Source organism: Microbacterium sp. 8M, from assembly GCF_902506375.1.
Lineage (GTDB): Bacteria > Actinomycetota > Actinomycetes > Actinomycetales > Microbacteriaceae > Microbacterium.
The window spans coordinates 3430688-3446138 of sequence record NZ_LR733284.1; the positions used below are offsets into that span (position 1 = coordinate 3430688).

The following is a 15451-nucleotide window of genomic DNA, read 5'->3' on the forward strand; positions in this document are numbered from 1 at the left end:
AGGGACGGCGTACGCTGAAGCCAGACCGCGCCGAAGGAGACCCGATGCCCGACACCCTCGCCGACGACGTCCGCGCCCCGATCGAGGAGGACATCGCCGTCCTGCGCAGGGGTTCCGCCGCGTGGTCCACACTGACCGTCGGCCAGCGCGTCACGCTGCTGCGCGGCGTGCGCCGCACGGTCGCGGCGAACGCGCGCACCTGGGCCCGCGCCGCGGTGCGCTCGAAGGAACTGGGCGACGACCACCCGCTCCGCGGCGAGGAGTGGCTGAGCGGCCCCTATGCGACGCTCGGCGCGCTGGACGCCTACATCGAGACGCTGGACCGCATCGCGAACGGGCGCAACCCGCTCGACGGCATCCGGATCGACCGCACCGCGAGCGGCCAGACGCGCGTGCACGCGTTCCCGCTCCTCGGCATCGACAAGCTCCTGCTGTCCGGTTTCACCGGCGAGGTGTGGCTCGCCCCGGGCGTCACACCGGGCGATGCCCGCGCCCGCGCCGGCCTGGCCCAGCGCTCTCCGGAACCGGGCGACGGCGGCATCGGACTCGTGCTCGGCGCCGGCAACATAACCTCCATCCCCGTGCTCGACGTGCTGTACGAGCTGCTCGCGCACGACCGCGTGGTGCTGCTCAAGGTCAACCCCACGCAGGACGCGCTGGTGCCGGTGTTCGAGAAGGCGCTCGCCCCGCTCATCGCGCCCGGGTTCCTGCGGATCGTGCGCGGCGGCCCCGACGTCGGCGCCTACCTCACGGCGCACGACGCGTTCTCGCACGTGCACATCACCGGATCCGCGCCGACCTTCGACGCGATCGTGTGGGGCACAGGGCCCCAGGGCAAGCGCCGCAAACGGGAGAACCGGCCGCGGCTGAAGAAGCCGATCACCGCGGAGCTCGGCGGCGTCTCCCCGATCATCGTCGTGCCGGGTGCATGGAGCGACGAGGATCTGCGCTTCCAGGCCGAGCACGTCGCCACGATGCGACTGCAGAACGCGGGCCACAACTGCATCGCCGGCCAGGTCGTGATCCTGTCGAGCGACTGGGCGCAGAAGGACCAGTTCCTCACCGAGCTGCGCCGCGCCTACGCGATCGCGCCGGAGCGCCCGATCTGGTACCCCCGTTCCGACGAGCGGATGGCGCAGGCCGCCGAGGCGTATCCCGACGCGCTCGTGCTCGCCGACCGCCTCCTCGTCGAGATCCACGAGGGCGACGACGCCACCGCGCTGGAGCAGACCGAGTACTTCGCGCCCGTGCTGGGCGTGGAACAGCTCCCCGGCACGGGTCAGGCGTTCCTCGATGCGGCCGTCGCGCACGCGAACGAGAAGCTGCAGGGCACGCTCGGCGCGAACGTGCTGATCGACCCCGCCACCGAGGCATCCCTCGGCGCGGGCTTCGAGCGGGCGATCACGGCGCTGCACTACGGATCCATCGCGATCAACACCTGGACCGCGTTCGGCTTCATCACCCCGACCGTCACGTGGGGCGCGTTCCCAGGCAACACGATCGCCGACGTCGGCAGCGGGATCGGGGTCGTGCACAATGCGCTGCTGCTCGCCGACGTGGAGCGCTCGGTGGTGCGCGGGCCGTTCCGGCCGTTCCCCCGAACGGCGTCGATCGTCAGCGACGGCGGCCGGTTCACGATCCTGCCGAAGCCGCCGTGGTTCGCCTCGTCCCGTACGGGTGCCGAAGTCAGCGAGGGGCTGACCCGGTTCCGTGCTCAGGGCGGTGTGCTCGCCCTCGTGCGCACGCTCGTTCAGGCGCTGCGCGCGTAGCCTGACGGTGACGTCACGGCGACGGGGCGAACGCTACGGCGTGGCCACCGCGAACGTGTCGCACTTGCCGAGACCGTACTTGTAGCCGGTCGCGAACCACTTCTTCCGCTGGTCGCTGGATCCGTGCGTCCAGCTCTCCGGGTTCGTGTAGCCCGCCGACTGCTGCTGGATGTGGTCGTCGCCGACGGCGGCCGCAGCGTCGAGCGCATCGCTGATCTGCGCGTCGGTCGGCGCCTTCATGTAGGCGACGCCGTTCTTGTCCTTCTGCGACGCCATGTCGGCGATGAACGCGCCGGCGTAGCAATCGGCCTGCAGCTCGGTGCGCACCCCGTTGCTCGTCGGTCCGGTCCCGTTGTTCGGGTACTTCTCCATCGTGCCGGTGATGTTCTGGATGTGGTGCCCGTACTCGTGCGCGACCACGTACACCTGAGCCAGATCGCCGGCCTCGGCGCCGAACTGCTGGTGCAGCAACTGGAAGAAGGTGGGATCGATGTACACGGTCTGATCCGACGGGCAATAGAACGGGCCCACGTCGTTCGAGGCGGTTCCGCAGGGCGTCGAGGTCGCCCCATCGACGCTCACCTGACCGGGCTCGGCGTAGCCCTGCACGTGCTGGGACCAGTAGTCGTTCAGTACCAGCGACACCGCCGCGACACGGCAGTCCACACTGTTGTTCGCATCGGTGCCGGTGTTGCAGCTCTGTACGGATCCCTCGGTCGGTCCCGCACCCTGCTGCTGACTCTGCGACGTGCCGGTGCCGCCGCCGAGGAGGCCGGTGAGGTCGACGCCGGTGAACGCGCTGATCAGCAGGACCACGACCGCGCCGAGGCCGACCACGCCGCCGCCGGCGATCGCGGCGGTGCGCCCGCCGCCACGCCGCTGGACCTTGTTGTCTGAGACATCGGCATCCGGGTTGAACGTCATGAGCACAGTTTTCCACGGTCTGCACCCCGGCGGCGAGGCATAGGCTCACACTGAGCGTCGCGTCCGCGACCCGAAGGGAGCCAGAAGTGACGACCACGGTGACTCTGACCGGAGCCGGCGGGCAGATCGGCTACGCCCTGCTGTTCCGGATCGCGGCCGGCGACATGCTCGGTCCCGAGGAGAAGGTGCGGCTGCGGCTGTTGGAGATCCCCGCCGGGCTCGCCGCCGCGGAGGGCGCCGCACTGGAGCTGCAGGACGGCGCGTTCGAGCTGCTCGAGCACGTCGAGGTGACCGACGATCCCGCCGTGGGCTTCGACGGCGCCGACCACGCCCTGCTCGTGGGCGCGCGCCCGCGCGGGCCCGGCATGGAGCGCGGCGATCTGCTCGCGGCCAACGGCTCGATCTTCGGCCCGCAAGGAGCGGCGATCGCCGCGCATGCCGCCGCCGGGGTGCGCGTCACGGTCGTGGGCAACCCCGCGAACACCAACGCGCTCATCGCTGCGGCATCCGCCGACGGCGTGCCTGCGGAGCGGTTCAGCGCCCTCACCCGGCTCGACGAGAACCGCGCGCGAGGTCAGCTCGCCGCGGCCCTGGGCGCCCCCGTCGCGGACGTCGCCGGCGTCACGATCTGGGGCAACCACTCGGCGACCCAGTTCCCGGACGTCGCGCACGCCACGGTCGCCGGGCGGCCGGTGCTGGAGGCGCTGGCCGAGCAGACCGCCGACGTGCGCACCTGGCTGGAGAGCACCTTCATCCCCCGTGTCGCCGAGCGCGGCGCGGAGATCATCCGGGTGCGCGGGTCGTCGTCGGTGGCCTCCGCCGCGAACGCGACCATCGACCACGTGCGCGACTGGGCGCTCGGCACCGGCGAACGCCGTACGAGCGCCGCCGTCGTCTCGCATGGCGAGTACGGCGTACCGGAGGGGCTGATCAGCTCGTTCCCGGTGCGCTCGGTCGACGGCGAGTGGCGGATCGTGGAAGGACTGGATCCGGATGCGTGGGCACGCGAGCGCATCGACCGCTCGGTCGCCGAGCTGGTCTCCGAACGCGATGCCGTGCGCGCTCTCGGCCTGATCTGACGGTCACCCGTCGGTCCCTGAGCGAGCCGAAGGCGAGACGAAGGGCGCCAGAACCGCCCAAGGCCCTACCGGTCCCTGAGCGAGGAGCGCAGCGACGAGACGAAGGGCGCTCGGATTCCAGGGCGCGGTCGTCCTTCGTCTCGCTGCGCTCGCTCAGGAACCGGTGTAGCGCTGCGCTCGCTCAGGAAACGGTGTAGTGCCGCGCTCGCTCAGGAACCGGTGTAGCGCCGCGCTCGCTCAGGAACCGGTGTAGCGCCGCGCTCGCCCAGGAACCGGAAGCGTGCCCGAGAGCCCAGAGGTCAGATCGTCGCGGCGTCGATCACGAAGCGGAACTTCACGTCGCTGGCGAGCACGCGCTCGTAGGCGTCGTTGATGCCGCTCGCGTCGATCAGCTCGATCTCCGCGGCGATGCCGTGCTCGGCGCAGAAGTCGAGCATCTCCTGGGTCTCCGCGATCCCGCCGATGGCGGATCCGGCCAGCGATCGACGGTGCCCGAGCAGCTGGTTGATCGACAGCGACATCTGCTCGGGCGGCGCGCCGACGCACACTAGGGCCCCGTTCGTGTCGAGCAGGCGCAGATAGTCGTCCAGCGGCAGCGGGGCGCTCACCGTGTTCAGGATGACGTCGAAGGCTCGCTTGTTCTCCGCGAACGTGGCCGGATCCGACGTGGCGAGGTAGCGGTCCGCGCCGAGCCGGATCCCCTCGTCCTTCTTGCGCAGCGACTGCGAGAGCACGGTCACCTCGGCGCCGAGGGCGTGCGCGATCTGCACGGCCATGTGGCCGAGGCCGCCGAGACCCACCACGGCGACGCGCGTGCCTGGTCCGACGTTCCAGTGCCGCAACGGCGAGTAGGTGGTGATGCCGGCGCACAGCAGAGGCGCGGCGCGATCCAGCGGGATCGCGTCGGGGATGCGCACGACGAATCCCTCCGTGACGACCACCTGACGCGAGTACCCGCCCTGGGTCACAGTACCGTCGCGGTCGATCGCACCGTAGGTGCCGACGGATCCGCCCGTGCAGTACTGCTCCTCGCCGCGCAGGCAGGCGCGGCATTCGCCGCAGGAGTTCACCAGGCAGCCGACGCCGACGCGGTCGCCCACGGCGAAGCGCGTGACCTCGGATCCCACTGCGGCGACCGTTCCGGCGATCTCGTGCCCGGGCGCGAGCGGGTAGCGCTGCGGCCCCCAGTCCCCGCGCACCGTGTGGATGTCGGAGTGGCAGATGCCGGCGAAGGCGATGTCGATGACGACGTCGAGCGGACCGGGCTCCCGGCGCTCGATCGTGGTGGGAGCGAGGGGCGCTCCCTCGCTCGGTGCGGCGTATGCGGCGACGACGGGCATGGCACTCCTCAGCGGACTGCGGACGGGGGACACGTGCGAGCGTACTCCGCCGCAGGAGGGGGTCGGCCCGACGATGGCGGGAACGCCCGGGACACCGGTGTCCGTGGGAGAAGGCACAATAGACACGGAGGTAGGCGACATGGAAGCGACCACGCACGCGCACGGCGAGTCCGAGGGCACGGCGGAGGCGTCGCTCGATGCCGCTCTCACGAGTCCGCTGCACCTCCCGCACGCCGCGGCCGAGTGCCCCAAGTGCTTCACGGAACTGCAGCAGAACCGCGACTGGTGGTCGGCCCGGCCCGACGGCGCGCGCCTGGTCGGTCTCGTCGTCGCCCGTGAGGGAATGCCTTCCGTTGTGCAGCAGCGCGACGACCTCACCCGTTTCGGCGTGCCGATCGAAGGCTTCCGCCACCCGGCGCCCGACATCCTGGAGAGCTGGACCGACCGCATCGCCCGGCTCATCGACACCCTGCAGGCGGGCGACGTGCTCGTCGTCGCCAACATCCACGCCCTCGGACGCGACCTCGACGAGGAGACTCGCACCGTGGCCGCCCTGCGACGGCACGGCGTGATGGTGAAGGTGCTCAGCCACGACGCACGCCATCTGGCCGACGCCGGCCGCTGACGCGAGGCGCCGGGCGGTCAGTGCCCGATGACACCCTGCAGATCTACGGCGACCTGGATCGACGCGATCGTCTCGCGCTTGTGCAGGTTCTCCACCTTCTCCGCCCCACCCAGGGACAGCAGCGGCACGAAGATGAACGACTGGTCGTACGGCAGCTCACCATGCGCCGCGACCGCCTTCGGGAAGATATCCCAATCAAGCGTCCTGGACAACGTCTGGGCGGCGCCGACGCTGACGAGGAACAGGAAGTCATCCAGACTTCCCAGGCCGACAGTTTTGCCGAGGCGATAAAGAATCCCGACCGCACCAGGATGACTGGGCTCCCAGGTGATCAGGTCGCCCAGCCCGGTCACCATGATCGGGATCGCGATGCCATCGCCCTGCGTCTTGCCGATGCAGTCACCGACCTCCGCCTCGTACAGCTTCGGATCGATCACCCGCAGGAAGCCCTCACCGAACGTCCCGTACCCGTACTTCTCCCAGACCTCGATCAGCTCGTCCGGGACCCGACCCCGATACTCCTCGATGATCTCCGCCGGAACCGGCGCATGCGGAACGAAATCAGCGATCTCAACCATGTGCCGACTCGACTCAGTGGCCGATCACACCCTGCAGATCCACGGCGACCTGGATCGACGCGATCGTCTCACGCTTATGCAGGTTCTCCACCTTCTCCGCCCCACCCAGAGACAGCAGCGGCACGAAGATGAACGACTGGTCGTACGGCAGCTCACCATGCGCCGCGACCGCCTTCGGGAAGATGGTGGCCTTCAGGTCATCGAGGATGAGTTCGTCCTCAACACGCCGCAGAAAACTGCGGAACCTGCTGCCCAGACCGACTGTGTCACCAAGGCGATAGATGATCGCCGTGACGCCGGGACGGCTCGGTTCCCAGGTGATCAGGTCGCCCAGCCCGGTCACCATGATCGGGATCGCGATGCCATCGCCCTGCGTCTTGCCGATGCAGTCACCGACCTCCGCCTCGTACAGCTTCGGATCGATCACCCGCAGGAAGCCCTCACCGAACGTCCCGTACCCGTACTTCTCCCAGACCTCGATCAGCTCGTCCGGGACCCGACCCCGATACTCCTCGATGATCTCCGCCGGAACCGGCGCATGCGGAACGAAATCAGCGATCTCAACCATGTTTCCCAACCTATCGGAGCACGACGTTGATGAAGGTGTTGTCGAGGTCTACACCTGGGTTCCTGTTGAGGAAGTCGATGACGGCCGCGTCGATGTCGCCGACGCGCGACCGCCATTGCGACCCTAGGGAGGAGTTGATCCGAGAGTCGCCGACGCGTGAGATGTCCGTGACATTGCCGCCCGCGATGCCGTCAAGACGATGCAGGGCCGCTTGAGTCTCGAGCCACTCATTTGCGAGCCTCGTCGCATCATCCTTGCTATGACCCTGGTCACGAAGGTCGTCGTACATGTCGCGGAAAGCATCGTCGCGGGCGTTCTGCTGCGCACGGAGGGAGTCCGAAGTGCGGCCGTGCTCCAGATACTCGATGCGGTTCTTCAGCCAGTCGGACAACGGCATCTTCTGCAGCGTGTCCATCTGCTCGTTGTACTGACGGTTGTACTCGGCCGAGTCGTGATTCTTGTTCCTCTTGAACTTCTTGATGCTGACGTCGACCTTGCCGTCGTAGTGATCGCGGTCGCGAACCTGACGGATCACGTCGTCGAGATGCCCGTCCAGATTCGCGGTCAGCTGGTGCAGCTTGTGATCCGCATGGGCGAAGCCCTTGAGAGCGGCCTGCTTCAGCTCGCGGATGATCTTCTTCACCTCGGCGCTCATCAGTCGTCCCCTCCGAAGTCGAGCGCGGAGAACTCCGCGAAGAACGTCGACGTGATCGACTGGATATCCGCCCCATGCAGCTTCAACTCCGCCTGCGCATCCTCCAACGCCTGCAGATCCGCATAGAACTCATCCGAATCCCCCACCGACGCCTCCACCATCGGCGCATCCAGCACCGCATCGATCACCGCAGGCAGATGCTCCGCCAACGGCTCGATCGCCATCGGCGCCAACTGATTCATCAACTGCTCCACCACGATGTCCACCGCCGCGTTCAACAACTTCTTCTTGATCAGCAGCATCGGCCCCGCACCCAGAGCCGTGATCGGGTTCGTGAGCATCCCCACCAGGGTCACGAGGGTGGCTGTCACGTCGACGATGACCTTGACCTTCAGCCCGGTGATCGCCGCCGCACCGATATCCATCGCCATCGCCGCCGGCGGCATGATGTCGATCAGCTTCTGCAGATTCTGAGACCGATTCGTGTTCCACGCACTCAACGTCGCCGGACCCGTCTGCCCCCGCATCGCACCACCGATGTCACCGTTCACCTTCCGGTCCACCGACTGGATCACCGACTCCAGATCCGTACCCAGATTCCGCACCAACGTCGCACCCTTGGCCACCTCATCCTCATCGATGTCCGGCCAATCAAAACCCAGCTTCTCCATCACCCAGACAAGCTCATTCGGCAACATCATCCCCACCGACAACACCTCCGCAAGCCGACCTATCAGATCCCTCGTATCGACCCTACGAGAGCTGCCGCGGCGCCGTCGATGGGGAGAACTCCCCATCGACGGTCAGGGCGCGGCGGTCCAGGCGGCGGCACCGGCCAGCAGCGACGCCGCCGCTCCGTTGCGCACCGAGACTCCGCCGATGCCGCGGTCGATGACCGTGATCCGGGGGTTCGTCGCGATCGGCAGCACCACAGCCGCACGGACGATCGACGCCTCGATCTGCGCGCGGAGGTCGCGCGCCTGGTACTCGTCCGTCGTCTTCGCGAGCTGCGCGATCAGCTGGTCGCGGGACGGGTCCGCGCTCGGCGTGAGCGCGGCGGATCCTGCCGACGCCCAAAGCGCGGCGATCTGATCCGTCGTCTGCGGCAGCGGCACCCGGACGATCGCGGCCTCCCACGCCCGCTGCGGCAGCGCGGCGGCGACGTCGTCGGTGCCGCAGTCCGCGGGCTCCCAGCCCGCCTTGCGGGCCGTCGTCTGCAGAGCGGCGAACGCGCCGCGCGCGAACTCGCTGCCCCGGTCGTACAGCACGCATACCCGCGCGCCGTCGGCGACGCCGACGCTCCGGCGCTCCAGACCGGGATCGTCGCCGGGCGTCCCCAGAGCCGCGGTGAGCCCGGATCCCTCGTCGACGACCTTGTAGGCCGGCGAGTCGGGAGAGGTCACCATCGACGTGGTGGCGGCGTAGGCGGACGCCCACTCTCCACCGCCGCCCTGGATCATGGCGTTCGCGGGCGCCGCATGGAAGAACGCCGTGCGCGCCGGGGCGGAGGAGAAGACGCCGACGGGATTCAGCACCATCGCCCACAGCGTGCCGTCGTTCGTAGTCGTGACCGTGAAGTCCTTCAGCTCCAGCGCGTGAATCGGTGCACGGTTCTCGGCGGTCGGGCTCACCTGCACGATGTCCAGCCCGTCGCCTGCTCCGACTTCGGGCTGCTGCGCCGGCGGCACGAGGTCGATGCGCGCCACCTTCGGCTTGGGGGCGCCGGCATAGCCGGGGTTCGCGATGAGCCGCACGTGCTGCCCGTCCTGACCGCGCTCCACCCGGTCGACCTTGTACGGGCCGCTGGAGAGGAGGAGCCGGGACGGAATCGCCCCCTTCTCGGGAAGGTCGAAGCCGCTCTTCCACACGTCGGCGATCGCGGCGAGCGCCTTCCGGTCACCGGTGCGGATCGCCGTGATGACGGCCTGCTTCGCCTCCATGGGGTCGTCCAGGCCGAACGCGAGACGGCCCACGACATGGGCCGGCACGGGAGCGCCGACCGCGGTCTGCCAGTCGATGCGCGGGTGCGGGAAGGTGACGTCGATCGCACGCGCGAACTCGTCGATCCGCGGGACGGGATCCGCATCGTCCTGCGCGGGCGCGCCGGGCGCAGGATCCAGACGGCCCGTCTCACCGGCCCATCCCAGCAGCAGATCGGCGGCGTCGAGCGGGATACCGTCCGACCAGGACGGCTGGGCGAGGTCGTAGCGCACCGTGAACGGCGCCTCCGAGACGACCTTCACGGTGCCGAAACCGGGGTCGGGCGTGAAACGGCCGTCGACGACGTCACCGAACCGGCCGCGCGTGGCGGCGGCGATGTCGAGGTTGCCGACGGTCGGCGCCTGCGCCGCGTTCGCGGAGGTGAATCCGGCCGTCCATCCCACGACGATCTTCGTCCCGGCGATCGGCCCGCTGTTCTTGGAACCGCCCGACCGCGCCTTGGTGCAGGCCGCGAGGCCTACCGCGAGCAGCAGCACGAGCGCGGCGGCGAGTAGCCGCCTCCGCACCGGCGGGCGGTCACCCCGCACGATGGAAGCGATCGTCACGCGTAGTCGGTGTTCTCGTCGGCTTCCGCGGCCATCGCGCGATACGGCTCGCTCTCCTCGCTCTCCAGCCAGGCGCGCGCGTGCTCGATCAGCAGCGCCGGGGAGTCCTCGGCCTCGGCGGCGGTGCTGAACGGGCCGATGGAGTCCTCCGTGGGCCGCTCATCGGCCCGCACGACCGTCTGGGTCGACAGGGTGTACCAGTAGTAGCTCTGCGTTCCGCTCATCCGTCCGCTGCTCCGATCGTGCTCGTGGTGATTCTATTCGGCGCCGGCGGGACTCGTGCCGACACCGGTGCGCGCGCACTCCGGGGCGCACATGCAGAGATGCACTCCAGGGCGCACATACAGAGAGAGGTCGTGACGCCGATTCCCCCGACGCCACGACCTCTCGCAGTTGGATCCGCTCAGGCGCCACCGGCCATGCTGGAGTCCGTGTCGCGGATCTGGTCCGCCATGCGCTCCAGCGCCTGCGCCATGTCATTCACGGCCTCAGCGGCATCGTCGAGCGACGTGGTGAGCTCCTCGTACGCCGACGAGTACGCGTCAGACGCGTTCTCCGTCTTGAAGCCGTCCTGCACCAGGTCATCGATGACGCCCTGCAGCTCCTTCAGCGTGTCGGTGATGCTGCTGCGTCCATCGCGCAGACGCGACGCCGCACCTTCCATCTCGCTGTACGTTGCACCAAAATCGTGTCCGGCCATGCGAACCGCCTCCAGGTCTCGTCGTTCTCCCAGGCTGCTCAGCCTGTTGCCATAAGGCTAACCAACGATCCGCGGAGCGCCCATGGGGAGAACTACCCATCGGTGCTCCGCGGGATCCGGGGCCGTCACGGAGCGTCCGGGACGAACGGGATCTGCATCGTCACCGCACGCCCCGCCTGCACGAAGATGCCGCGCCCCACGGGGAAGTCGCTGCGCTTGACCCGGCCGAACGGCGTCTTGAAGATCGTGTCGCCGTCGTACGTGTCGGGCTTGAGCACGATGCCCTGGCGGCCCGCCTTCCACTCGCCCAGCACGCCGATGCTCCCGCTGGCGCGGCTGATCTCGGCGTCGGCGATGAGCATGTGATCGCTGTTGTTCATCGCCTGCAGCAGCGCGCGCATCGGACGATCGGCCGGGCCGTCGGCCAGGTGCGGGATGTCCTCGATGACGATCAGGATCCGTCCCGGCGCATCGCTCACGACCAGCTCTGCGAGCTCGGTCGCCAGATCCTTCTCGTCCTCCGGGCGGATCGCGCTGCGCACCCACGGCCGGAAGTCCTTGAGCTCCGAACGGCGCGTGCCGAAGTGATACATCTGGATCCGCGGGTTGAAGCGCTCCATCGCCACGACCAGCGCCTTGAGCGCAGTGGTCTTGCCCGACGCGGGCGGGCCGGAGATGACGAAGGATCCGATCGGCTCGAAACCGCGCGGTGCCAGGGTGTCGTCGGCCACGCCGAACACCGGCAGGCCGTCCACCTGCGCCGGCATCTCCGACGCCGGGACGAGCGTCGGCAGAGCGCCGATCTCCGGGAGATCGCGCACGCCCTGCGCCCGCAGGCGCTCTCCGAGCGCGCCGAGCGCCTTGGTCTGCTCCACCACGTTCATGGTGCCGCCGAGCACCGCGATCTGCGCCTCGTGCCCGTCGACGACGGCGCGCCCCGGGGCGGACTGTTCGTCCAGCACGTCCCGCGGGGCGCCCAGCAGCATGTACTGGGTGGGGTCGCCCATCCGCAGCACCACGCGACGCGAGATGTTCGCGGCGACCGCGCTCGGCACCGCGTTGCCGCGGTCGGCGGTGATCACGGTGTGCACGCCCAGCGTGCGCCCCTCGCCGAGGATCCGCATGAAGATGCGGTAGAACGGGCCGCGGCCCGCGGTGACCTCCCAGTCCTTCTTGAACTCCGGGTAGTTGTCGATGAGCAGCAGGATGCGCGGCATGTTCGGATCCGCGAGCTCACGGTACTCCTGCACCGACGCCGCACTGGCCGCGGAGAACGCCGCGGACCGGCGGTCCATCTCGGCATCGAGCGTGCGCAGCAGTCGCTGGATGCGCTCCACGTCGGCGCCGTCGACGACGGAACCGACATGCGGCAGCGCCGTGAGCGGACTGAGCGCCCCCGATGCGAAGTCGAGGCAGTACACCTGCACGCGCCCGCGGTCTGGTCGCATGCCCGCGGCCGTGGCGATGCTCTTGAGCAGCGTCGACTTGCCCGATCCCGACGTGCCGTAGATCACCAGCGAGCCGTCGCGGTCGGGGACGAAGACGGCCGGCTCCTGCAGCTGCTTCTCCGGCACGTCCACGAGAGCCAGGGGGATCCGGGTGTCGCCCTCGTTCGGCAGGTCGGCGAGGTCGACCAGCAGCGGCAGGTCGTCCAGCCACGGGCGCCGCGGCCGGGGCAGGCCGGCGGCGTCCGCGGCCCGGATGAGCGTGGACACGATGCGCTTCTGGTCGTTCGGCCCGAGGTCCTCCTCGTGCGCGTCGGAGTCGGCGGGGCGGTCGGGTTCCCACTCCCGGCTCGCTCCGAAGCGCAGCTCCGTCACGCGCACGTCGGCGACCGCCGCCTCGTCGGTGCCGGTCCAGCCTCCTGCGTACGCGGACTGGAACGGCACCAGCCGCCCGGGACCGGTCTTGGCGATCGCACGTCCGGGGATCGTGGGCGAGAAGGTCGCGGCGATCGGGTCGTCGACGACGTCGCGCGAGTCAGCCTCGTCGGCCATGCGCAGGGCGACGCGCAGGTTGGTGTTCGCGCGCAGGTTGTCCTTGATGACGCCCGCCGGCCGCTGCGTCGCCATGATCAGGTGGATGCCCAGCGAGCGTCCGCGCTGCGCGATGTCCACCACGCCGTCGACGAACTCGGGCATCTCGGAAGCCAGCGCGGCGAACTCGTCGATCACGAGCACCAGCGCCGGCGGACATTCCGGATCCTGCCGCTTCTCGAGCTCCAGCAGGTCCTTGGCCTTCTTGCGGTTCAGCAGGTGCTCGCGGTGCTGCAGCTCGGCCCGGAGGCTGGTGAGCGCTCGGCGCACGAGGTGCGGGCTGAGGTCCGTCACGAGGCCGACGCAGTGCGGAAGCTCGACGCAATCGGCGAACGCGGATCCGCCCTTGTAGTCGACGAACAGGAAGGTGATCCGGTCGGGGCTGTGCGCCGCCGCCATGCCGAGCACCCAGGCCTGCAGGAACTCGCTCTTTCCGGCTCCGGTGGTGCCTCCCACGAGCGCGTGCGGGCCCTGCGTGCGCAGATCCAGCGTCATCGCGTCGCTGGCGCCCTGGCCGATGATCGCGCGCAGCGTGCCGGCTTTCTTCAGCCGGGGCCTCGGGTTGGGCGAGCGGTCCACGATCGTGTTGTTCTGCCGCCACCGCTCGATCACGACCTGCGGGTCCTCGGCGATCTGCGGATCCACGAGCTGCAGGAACATGACGGATGCCGGGATGTCGGAGGCGTCGTGCACCACGGTGCTGGCGTCGACCACCGGAGCCAGGCGCCGGGCGAGCATCTGCATGTAGTCGTTCGACACGCCCTCGACGCGGACGCCCTCGAAGCTCTCGCCGTTGCGGACCAGGCCCACGGTCGCGGCGTCGAGACCGGCTGTGACGTCGATGTAGCTGCGGCAGGCCGCGGGCAGGGACTCCACGGTGGGGGCGACGAACACCGCGTGCACGCCGTGGTCGGCGCCGCGCTCCAGCACGTCGGTGAGACGACCGCGATCCACCGGGGCGTCACCGCTGACGAAGACGATGACGGAGACCTCGGGCGTCTTCTTGTGCTCCGTCGCCGCGCGCGCCACGTCCGATCCGTACAGCAGCGGGTTCCAGTCCTCCTTGAACGGCCCGCGCGGTTCCGCGTCCAGTGACTCGCCGGCGGCCCGGCGCACATGCTCCTCGAGCAGGTTCAGCAGCGTCGCCGCCGTGGGAGCGGAGTCGGCGAGGGCCACATCGCGGAACGGCGAGCGCTCGCTGGAGGTGTGCGGCATCCACTTCAGCCAGTCGAGCTCCGGCGTCCAGGCGGAATCGGCGAACGCGACCGCGACCACGTCGTTGGGGGCGTGCAGGCCCAGCAGCTGCACGGCGATCCCGCGCATGGTGTCGGCGGCGGGACCCTGGTGGCCGGCGATGCCGATCGAGCCCGCGTCGCTGAGCAGTTCGAACACGGGCACGTCGTCGACGTATTCATACCGGGCGCGCAAGCGGTCGATGCGCTCGATGTACTCGGGGAGACCCTCCGGGCTGTCCTCGTCGTCGATGGTGTTGCGCGCAGGCAGCCGGCAGCTCCCGAGGCGCAGTCCGAGGAAGTTCCAGTGCTCCGGCCGCCTGGTCCACAGCATCGGGCCGAGTCGCAGGGCATTGTCGAAGATCTCGGCGACCGGCGGCGCCTCGGCGTTGCGCGCCTTCTCCTCCTCCGGCTTGCCGCGGAAGAAGTCCTCCTCGAGCTGCTCGAACTGCCGCTCGAACACGCCGATCTCGTGCCCCTCGGTCTTCTTGCTCTGCACCGACTGGTTGATGATGTTGCCGAACGCCATGAGCGGCGTCATCACGATCATGAGCAGCGAGCGGGGGTTGCCGTTCATCATGTACAGCGCCGCGCCCATCAGGATCGGCGTCACCATGATCGGCCAGGGGAAGAGCTTCCCGATCCGCTCGGTCGGGATGCGGGGCAGGGTGAACTTCTGGCCCGGGTAGCGGATCTCGACGCGAGGGCTGCGGTTGAACAGCAGGCCGCCGCCGCGCTCGATGATCGGCTCCTCCGCGGCGGAGCCGTCGAAGGAGCGGACCAGGCGGAGCACGAACGTCGTGCTGCCGATGACGAACGGCTCCCCCTCCTCGATACGGACGCGCTGCACCGCCACGCCGTCGACCAGCACGCCGTTCGCGGAGTTGAGGTCGACGACCTCGATGTACGCGCCGACCTCCAGGCGCGCGTGACGCTTCGAGACCATCGGATCCGCGATGACGACGTCACTCGCCGCATCGCGCCCGAGGATCACGTGCCCGGAGCGGATCGGGAACTCCTGACCGGTGAGCGCACCCGCGGTCGCGACCAGCATGGCGACGACCTCGTTCCTGGACGCGGACGTGTAGCCTGGGCCGTAGTTGACGATCGATGCGGCGAACCCGGAGCCGATCCTGGCCTCGCCGATCGGCACGTCCGGCTCCAGCGGGATGAGGCGCTTGCCGTTCGGCGGCGCGACGGCGAGCGTCACGACGTCGCCGTCCGCGACCGGAGTCGCACGGGTGGGATCCGCCGCGGCGACGTGACGCGCGACATCGCCGGCCGTCGCCGTCGAGTCCGTCGTGATGACGATGTCGGCGGGATCGCCCACCGGACGGTGCAGCGTCAGCTTCAGCCTCATGCGACTCCTTCATCCCCCGTCGGCCGGGCACCGTTCACG

General features: G+C 69.3%; 13 protein-coding genes. 3 read left to right on the plus strand and 10 right to left on the minus strand.

Going from position 1 to position 15451, the window contains the following annotated elements; all coding sequences use genetic code 11:
• Window positions 1-44 precede the first annotated feature (44 nt).
• Entirely contained in the window at window positions 45-1769 is a 1725-nt protein-coding gene (locus AERO9AM_RS16195) for an aldehyde dehydrogenase family protein (RefSeq protein ID WP_159577076.1), read from the plus strand.
• Between the two features lie 33 nt (window positions 1770-1802).
• On the opposite strand, the gene ypfJ is transcribed toward AERO9AM_RS16195, so the two are convergent.
• Window positions 1803-2693, minus strand: coding sequence for a KPN_02809 family neutral zinc metallopeptidase (gene ypfJ, locus AERO9AM_RS16200; RefSeq protein WP_159577077.1), 891 nt, complete (start codon window positions 2691-2693; stop codon window positions 1803-1805).
• A gap of 86 nt (window positions 2694-2779) precedes the next feature.
• Between ypfJ and AERO9AM_RS16205 the strand changes: the two genes are divergently transcribed.
• Complete coding sequence (locus tag AERO9AM_RS16205; protein ID WP_159577078.1) at window positions 2780-3772, plus strand: malate dehydrogenase; 993 nt, start codon at window positions 2780-2782, stop codon at window positions 3770-3772.
• A gap of 299 nt (window positions 3773-4071) precedes the next feature.
• On the opposite strand, the gene AERO9AM_RS16210 is transcribed toward AERO9AM_RS16205, so the two are convergent.
• Window positions 4072-5112 (minus strand): NAD(P)-dependent alcohol dehydrogenase, encoded by a 1041-nt coding sequence (locus AERO9AM_RS16210; RefSeq protein WP_159577079.1) that lies wholly within the window; start codon window positions 5110-5112, stop codon window positions 4072-4074.
• Between the two features lie 139 nt (window positions 5113-5251).
• Here AERO9AM_RS16210 and AERO9AM_RS16215 point away from each other — a divergent pair, with 139 nt between their 5' ends.
• Entirely contained in the window at window positions 5252-5737 is a 486-nt protein-coding gene (locus tag AERO9AM_RS16215; RefSeq protein WP_159577080.1) for a recombinase family protein, read from the plus strand.
• A gap of 17 nt (window positions 5738-5754) precedes the next feature.
• On the opposite strand, the gene AERO9AM_RS16220 is transcribed toward AERO9AM_RS16215, so the two are convergent.
• The 8 genes from AERO9AM_RS16220 to AERO9AM_RS16255 all read right to left on the minus strand — a co-directional run bounded on the left by AERO9AM_RS16220 (window position 5755) and on the right by AERO9AM_RS16255 (window position 15412).
• Window positions 5755-6315 carry a GAD-like domain-containing protein gene (locus AERO9AM_RS16220; protein WP_159577081.1) on the minus strand — a complete coding sequence of 187 codons (561 nt, stop codon included), beginning with the start codon at window positions 6313-6315 and terminating at the stop codon, window positions 5755-5757.
• Between the two features lie 13 nt (window positions 6316-6328).
• On the minus strand, window positions 6329-6883 hold the full coding sequence (locus AERO9AM_RS16225; RefSeq protein ID WP_159577082.1) for a T6SS immunity protein Tdi1 domain-containing protein: 555 nt from the start codon (window positions 6881-6883) through the stop codon (window positions 6329-6331).
• A gap of 10 nt (window positions 6884-6893) precedes the next feature.
• Complete coding sequence (locus AERO9AM_RS16230; protein WP_159577083.1) at window positions 6894-7538, minus strand: polymorphic toxin type 15 domain-containing protein; 645 nt, start codon at window positions 7536-7538, stop codon at window positions 6894-6896.
• The gene (locus tag AERO9AM_RS16235; protein WP_236602717.1) at window positions 7538-8209 is read right to left on the minus strand and encodes a WXG100-like domain-containing protein; all 672 of its coding nucleotides are present in this window, start codon (window positions 8207-8209) and stop codon (window positions 7538-7540) included. The genes AERO9AM_RS16230 and AERO9AM_RS16235 overlap by 1 nt, the downstream gene beginning before the upstream one ends.
• A gap of 132 nt (window positions 8210-8341) precedes the next feature.
• Complete coding sequence (locus AERO9AM_RS16240; protein WP_236602648.1) at window positions 8342-10084, minus strand: ABC transporter substrate-binding protein; 1743 nt, start codon at window positions 10082-10084, stop codon at window positions 8342-8344.
• The gene (locus AERO9AM_RS16245; protein ID WP_159577084.1) at window positions 10081-10308 is read right to left on the minus strand and encodes a hypothetical protein; all 228 of its coding nucleotides are present in this window, start codon (window positions 10306-10308) and stop codon (window positions 10081-10083) included. The genes AERO9AM_RS16240 and AERO9AM_RS16245 overlap by 4 nt, the downstream gene beginning before the upstream one ends.
• 179 nt (window positions 10309-10487) lie before the next feature.
• Window positions 10488-10784, minus strand: a complete 297-nt coding sequence (locus AERO9AM_RS16250) for a WXG100 family type VII secretion target (RefSeq protein ID WP_236602649.1) — start codon at window positions 10782-10784, stop codon at window positions 10488-10490.
• Between the two features lie 125 nt (window positions 10785-10909).
• A complete protein-coding gene (locus tag AERO9AM_RS16255; protein ID WP_159577085.1) occupies window positions 10910-15412 on the minus strand; it encodes an FtsK/SpoIIIE domain-containing protein in 4503 nt (1500 codons plus the stop codon).
• Window positions 15413-15451 lie beyond the last annotated feature (39 nt).

Excerpts from the sequence above, each read along its gene's own strand:
- AERO9AM_RS16230 (WP_159577083.1), bottom strand. The coding sequence starts at position 7,538 with ATGAGCGCCGAGGTGAAGAAGATCATCCGCGAGCTGAAGCAGGCCGCT.
- AERO9AM_RS16235 (WP_236602717.1), bottom strand. The coding sequence starts at position 8,209 with ATGGAGAAGCTGGGTTTTGATTGGCCGGACATCGATGAGGATGAGGTG.
- AERO9AM_RS16220 (WP_159577081.1), bottom strand. The coding sequence starts at position 6,315 with ATGGTTGAGATCGCTGATTTCGTTCCGCATGCGCCGGTTCCGGCGGAG.
- AERO9AM_RS16210 (WP_159577079.1), bottom strand. The coding sequence starts at position 5,112 with ATGCCCGTCGTCGCCGCATACGCCGCACCGAGCGAGGGAGCGCCCCTC.
- AERO9AM_RS16255 (WP_159577085.1), bottom strand. The coding sequence starts at position 15,412 with ATGAGGCTGAAGCTGACGCTGCACCGTCCGGTGGGCGATCCCGCCGAC.
- AERO9AM_RS16250 (WP_236602649.1), bottom strand. The coding sequence starts at position 10,784 with ATGGCCGGACACGATTTTGGTGCAACGTACAGCGAGATGGAAGGTGCG.
- AERO9AM_RS16215 (WP_159577080.1), top strand. The coding sequence starts at position 5,252 with ATGGAAGCGACCACGCACGCGCACGGCGAGTCCGAGGGCACGGCGGAG.
- ypfJ (WP_159577077.1), bottom strand. The coding sequence starts at position 2,693 with ATGACGTTCAACCCGGATGCCGATGTCTCAGACAACAAGGTCCAGCGG.
- AERO9AM_RS16245 (WP_159577084.1), bottom strand. The coding sequence starts at position 10,308 with ATGAGCGGAACGCAGAGCTACTACTGGTACACCCTGTCGACCCAGACG.
- AERO9AM_RS16225 (WP_159577082.1), bottom strand. The coding sequence starts at position 6,883 with ATGGTTGAGATCGCTGATTTCGTTCCGCATGCGCCGGTTCCGGCGGAG.
- AERO9AM_RS16195 (WP_159577076.1), top strand. The coding sequence starts at position 45 with ATGCCCGACACCCTCGCCGACGACGTCCGCGCCCCGATCGAGGAGGAC.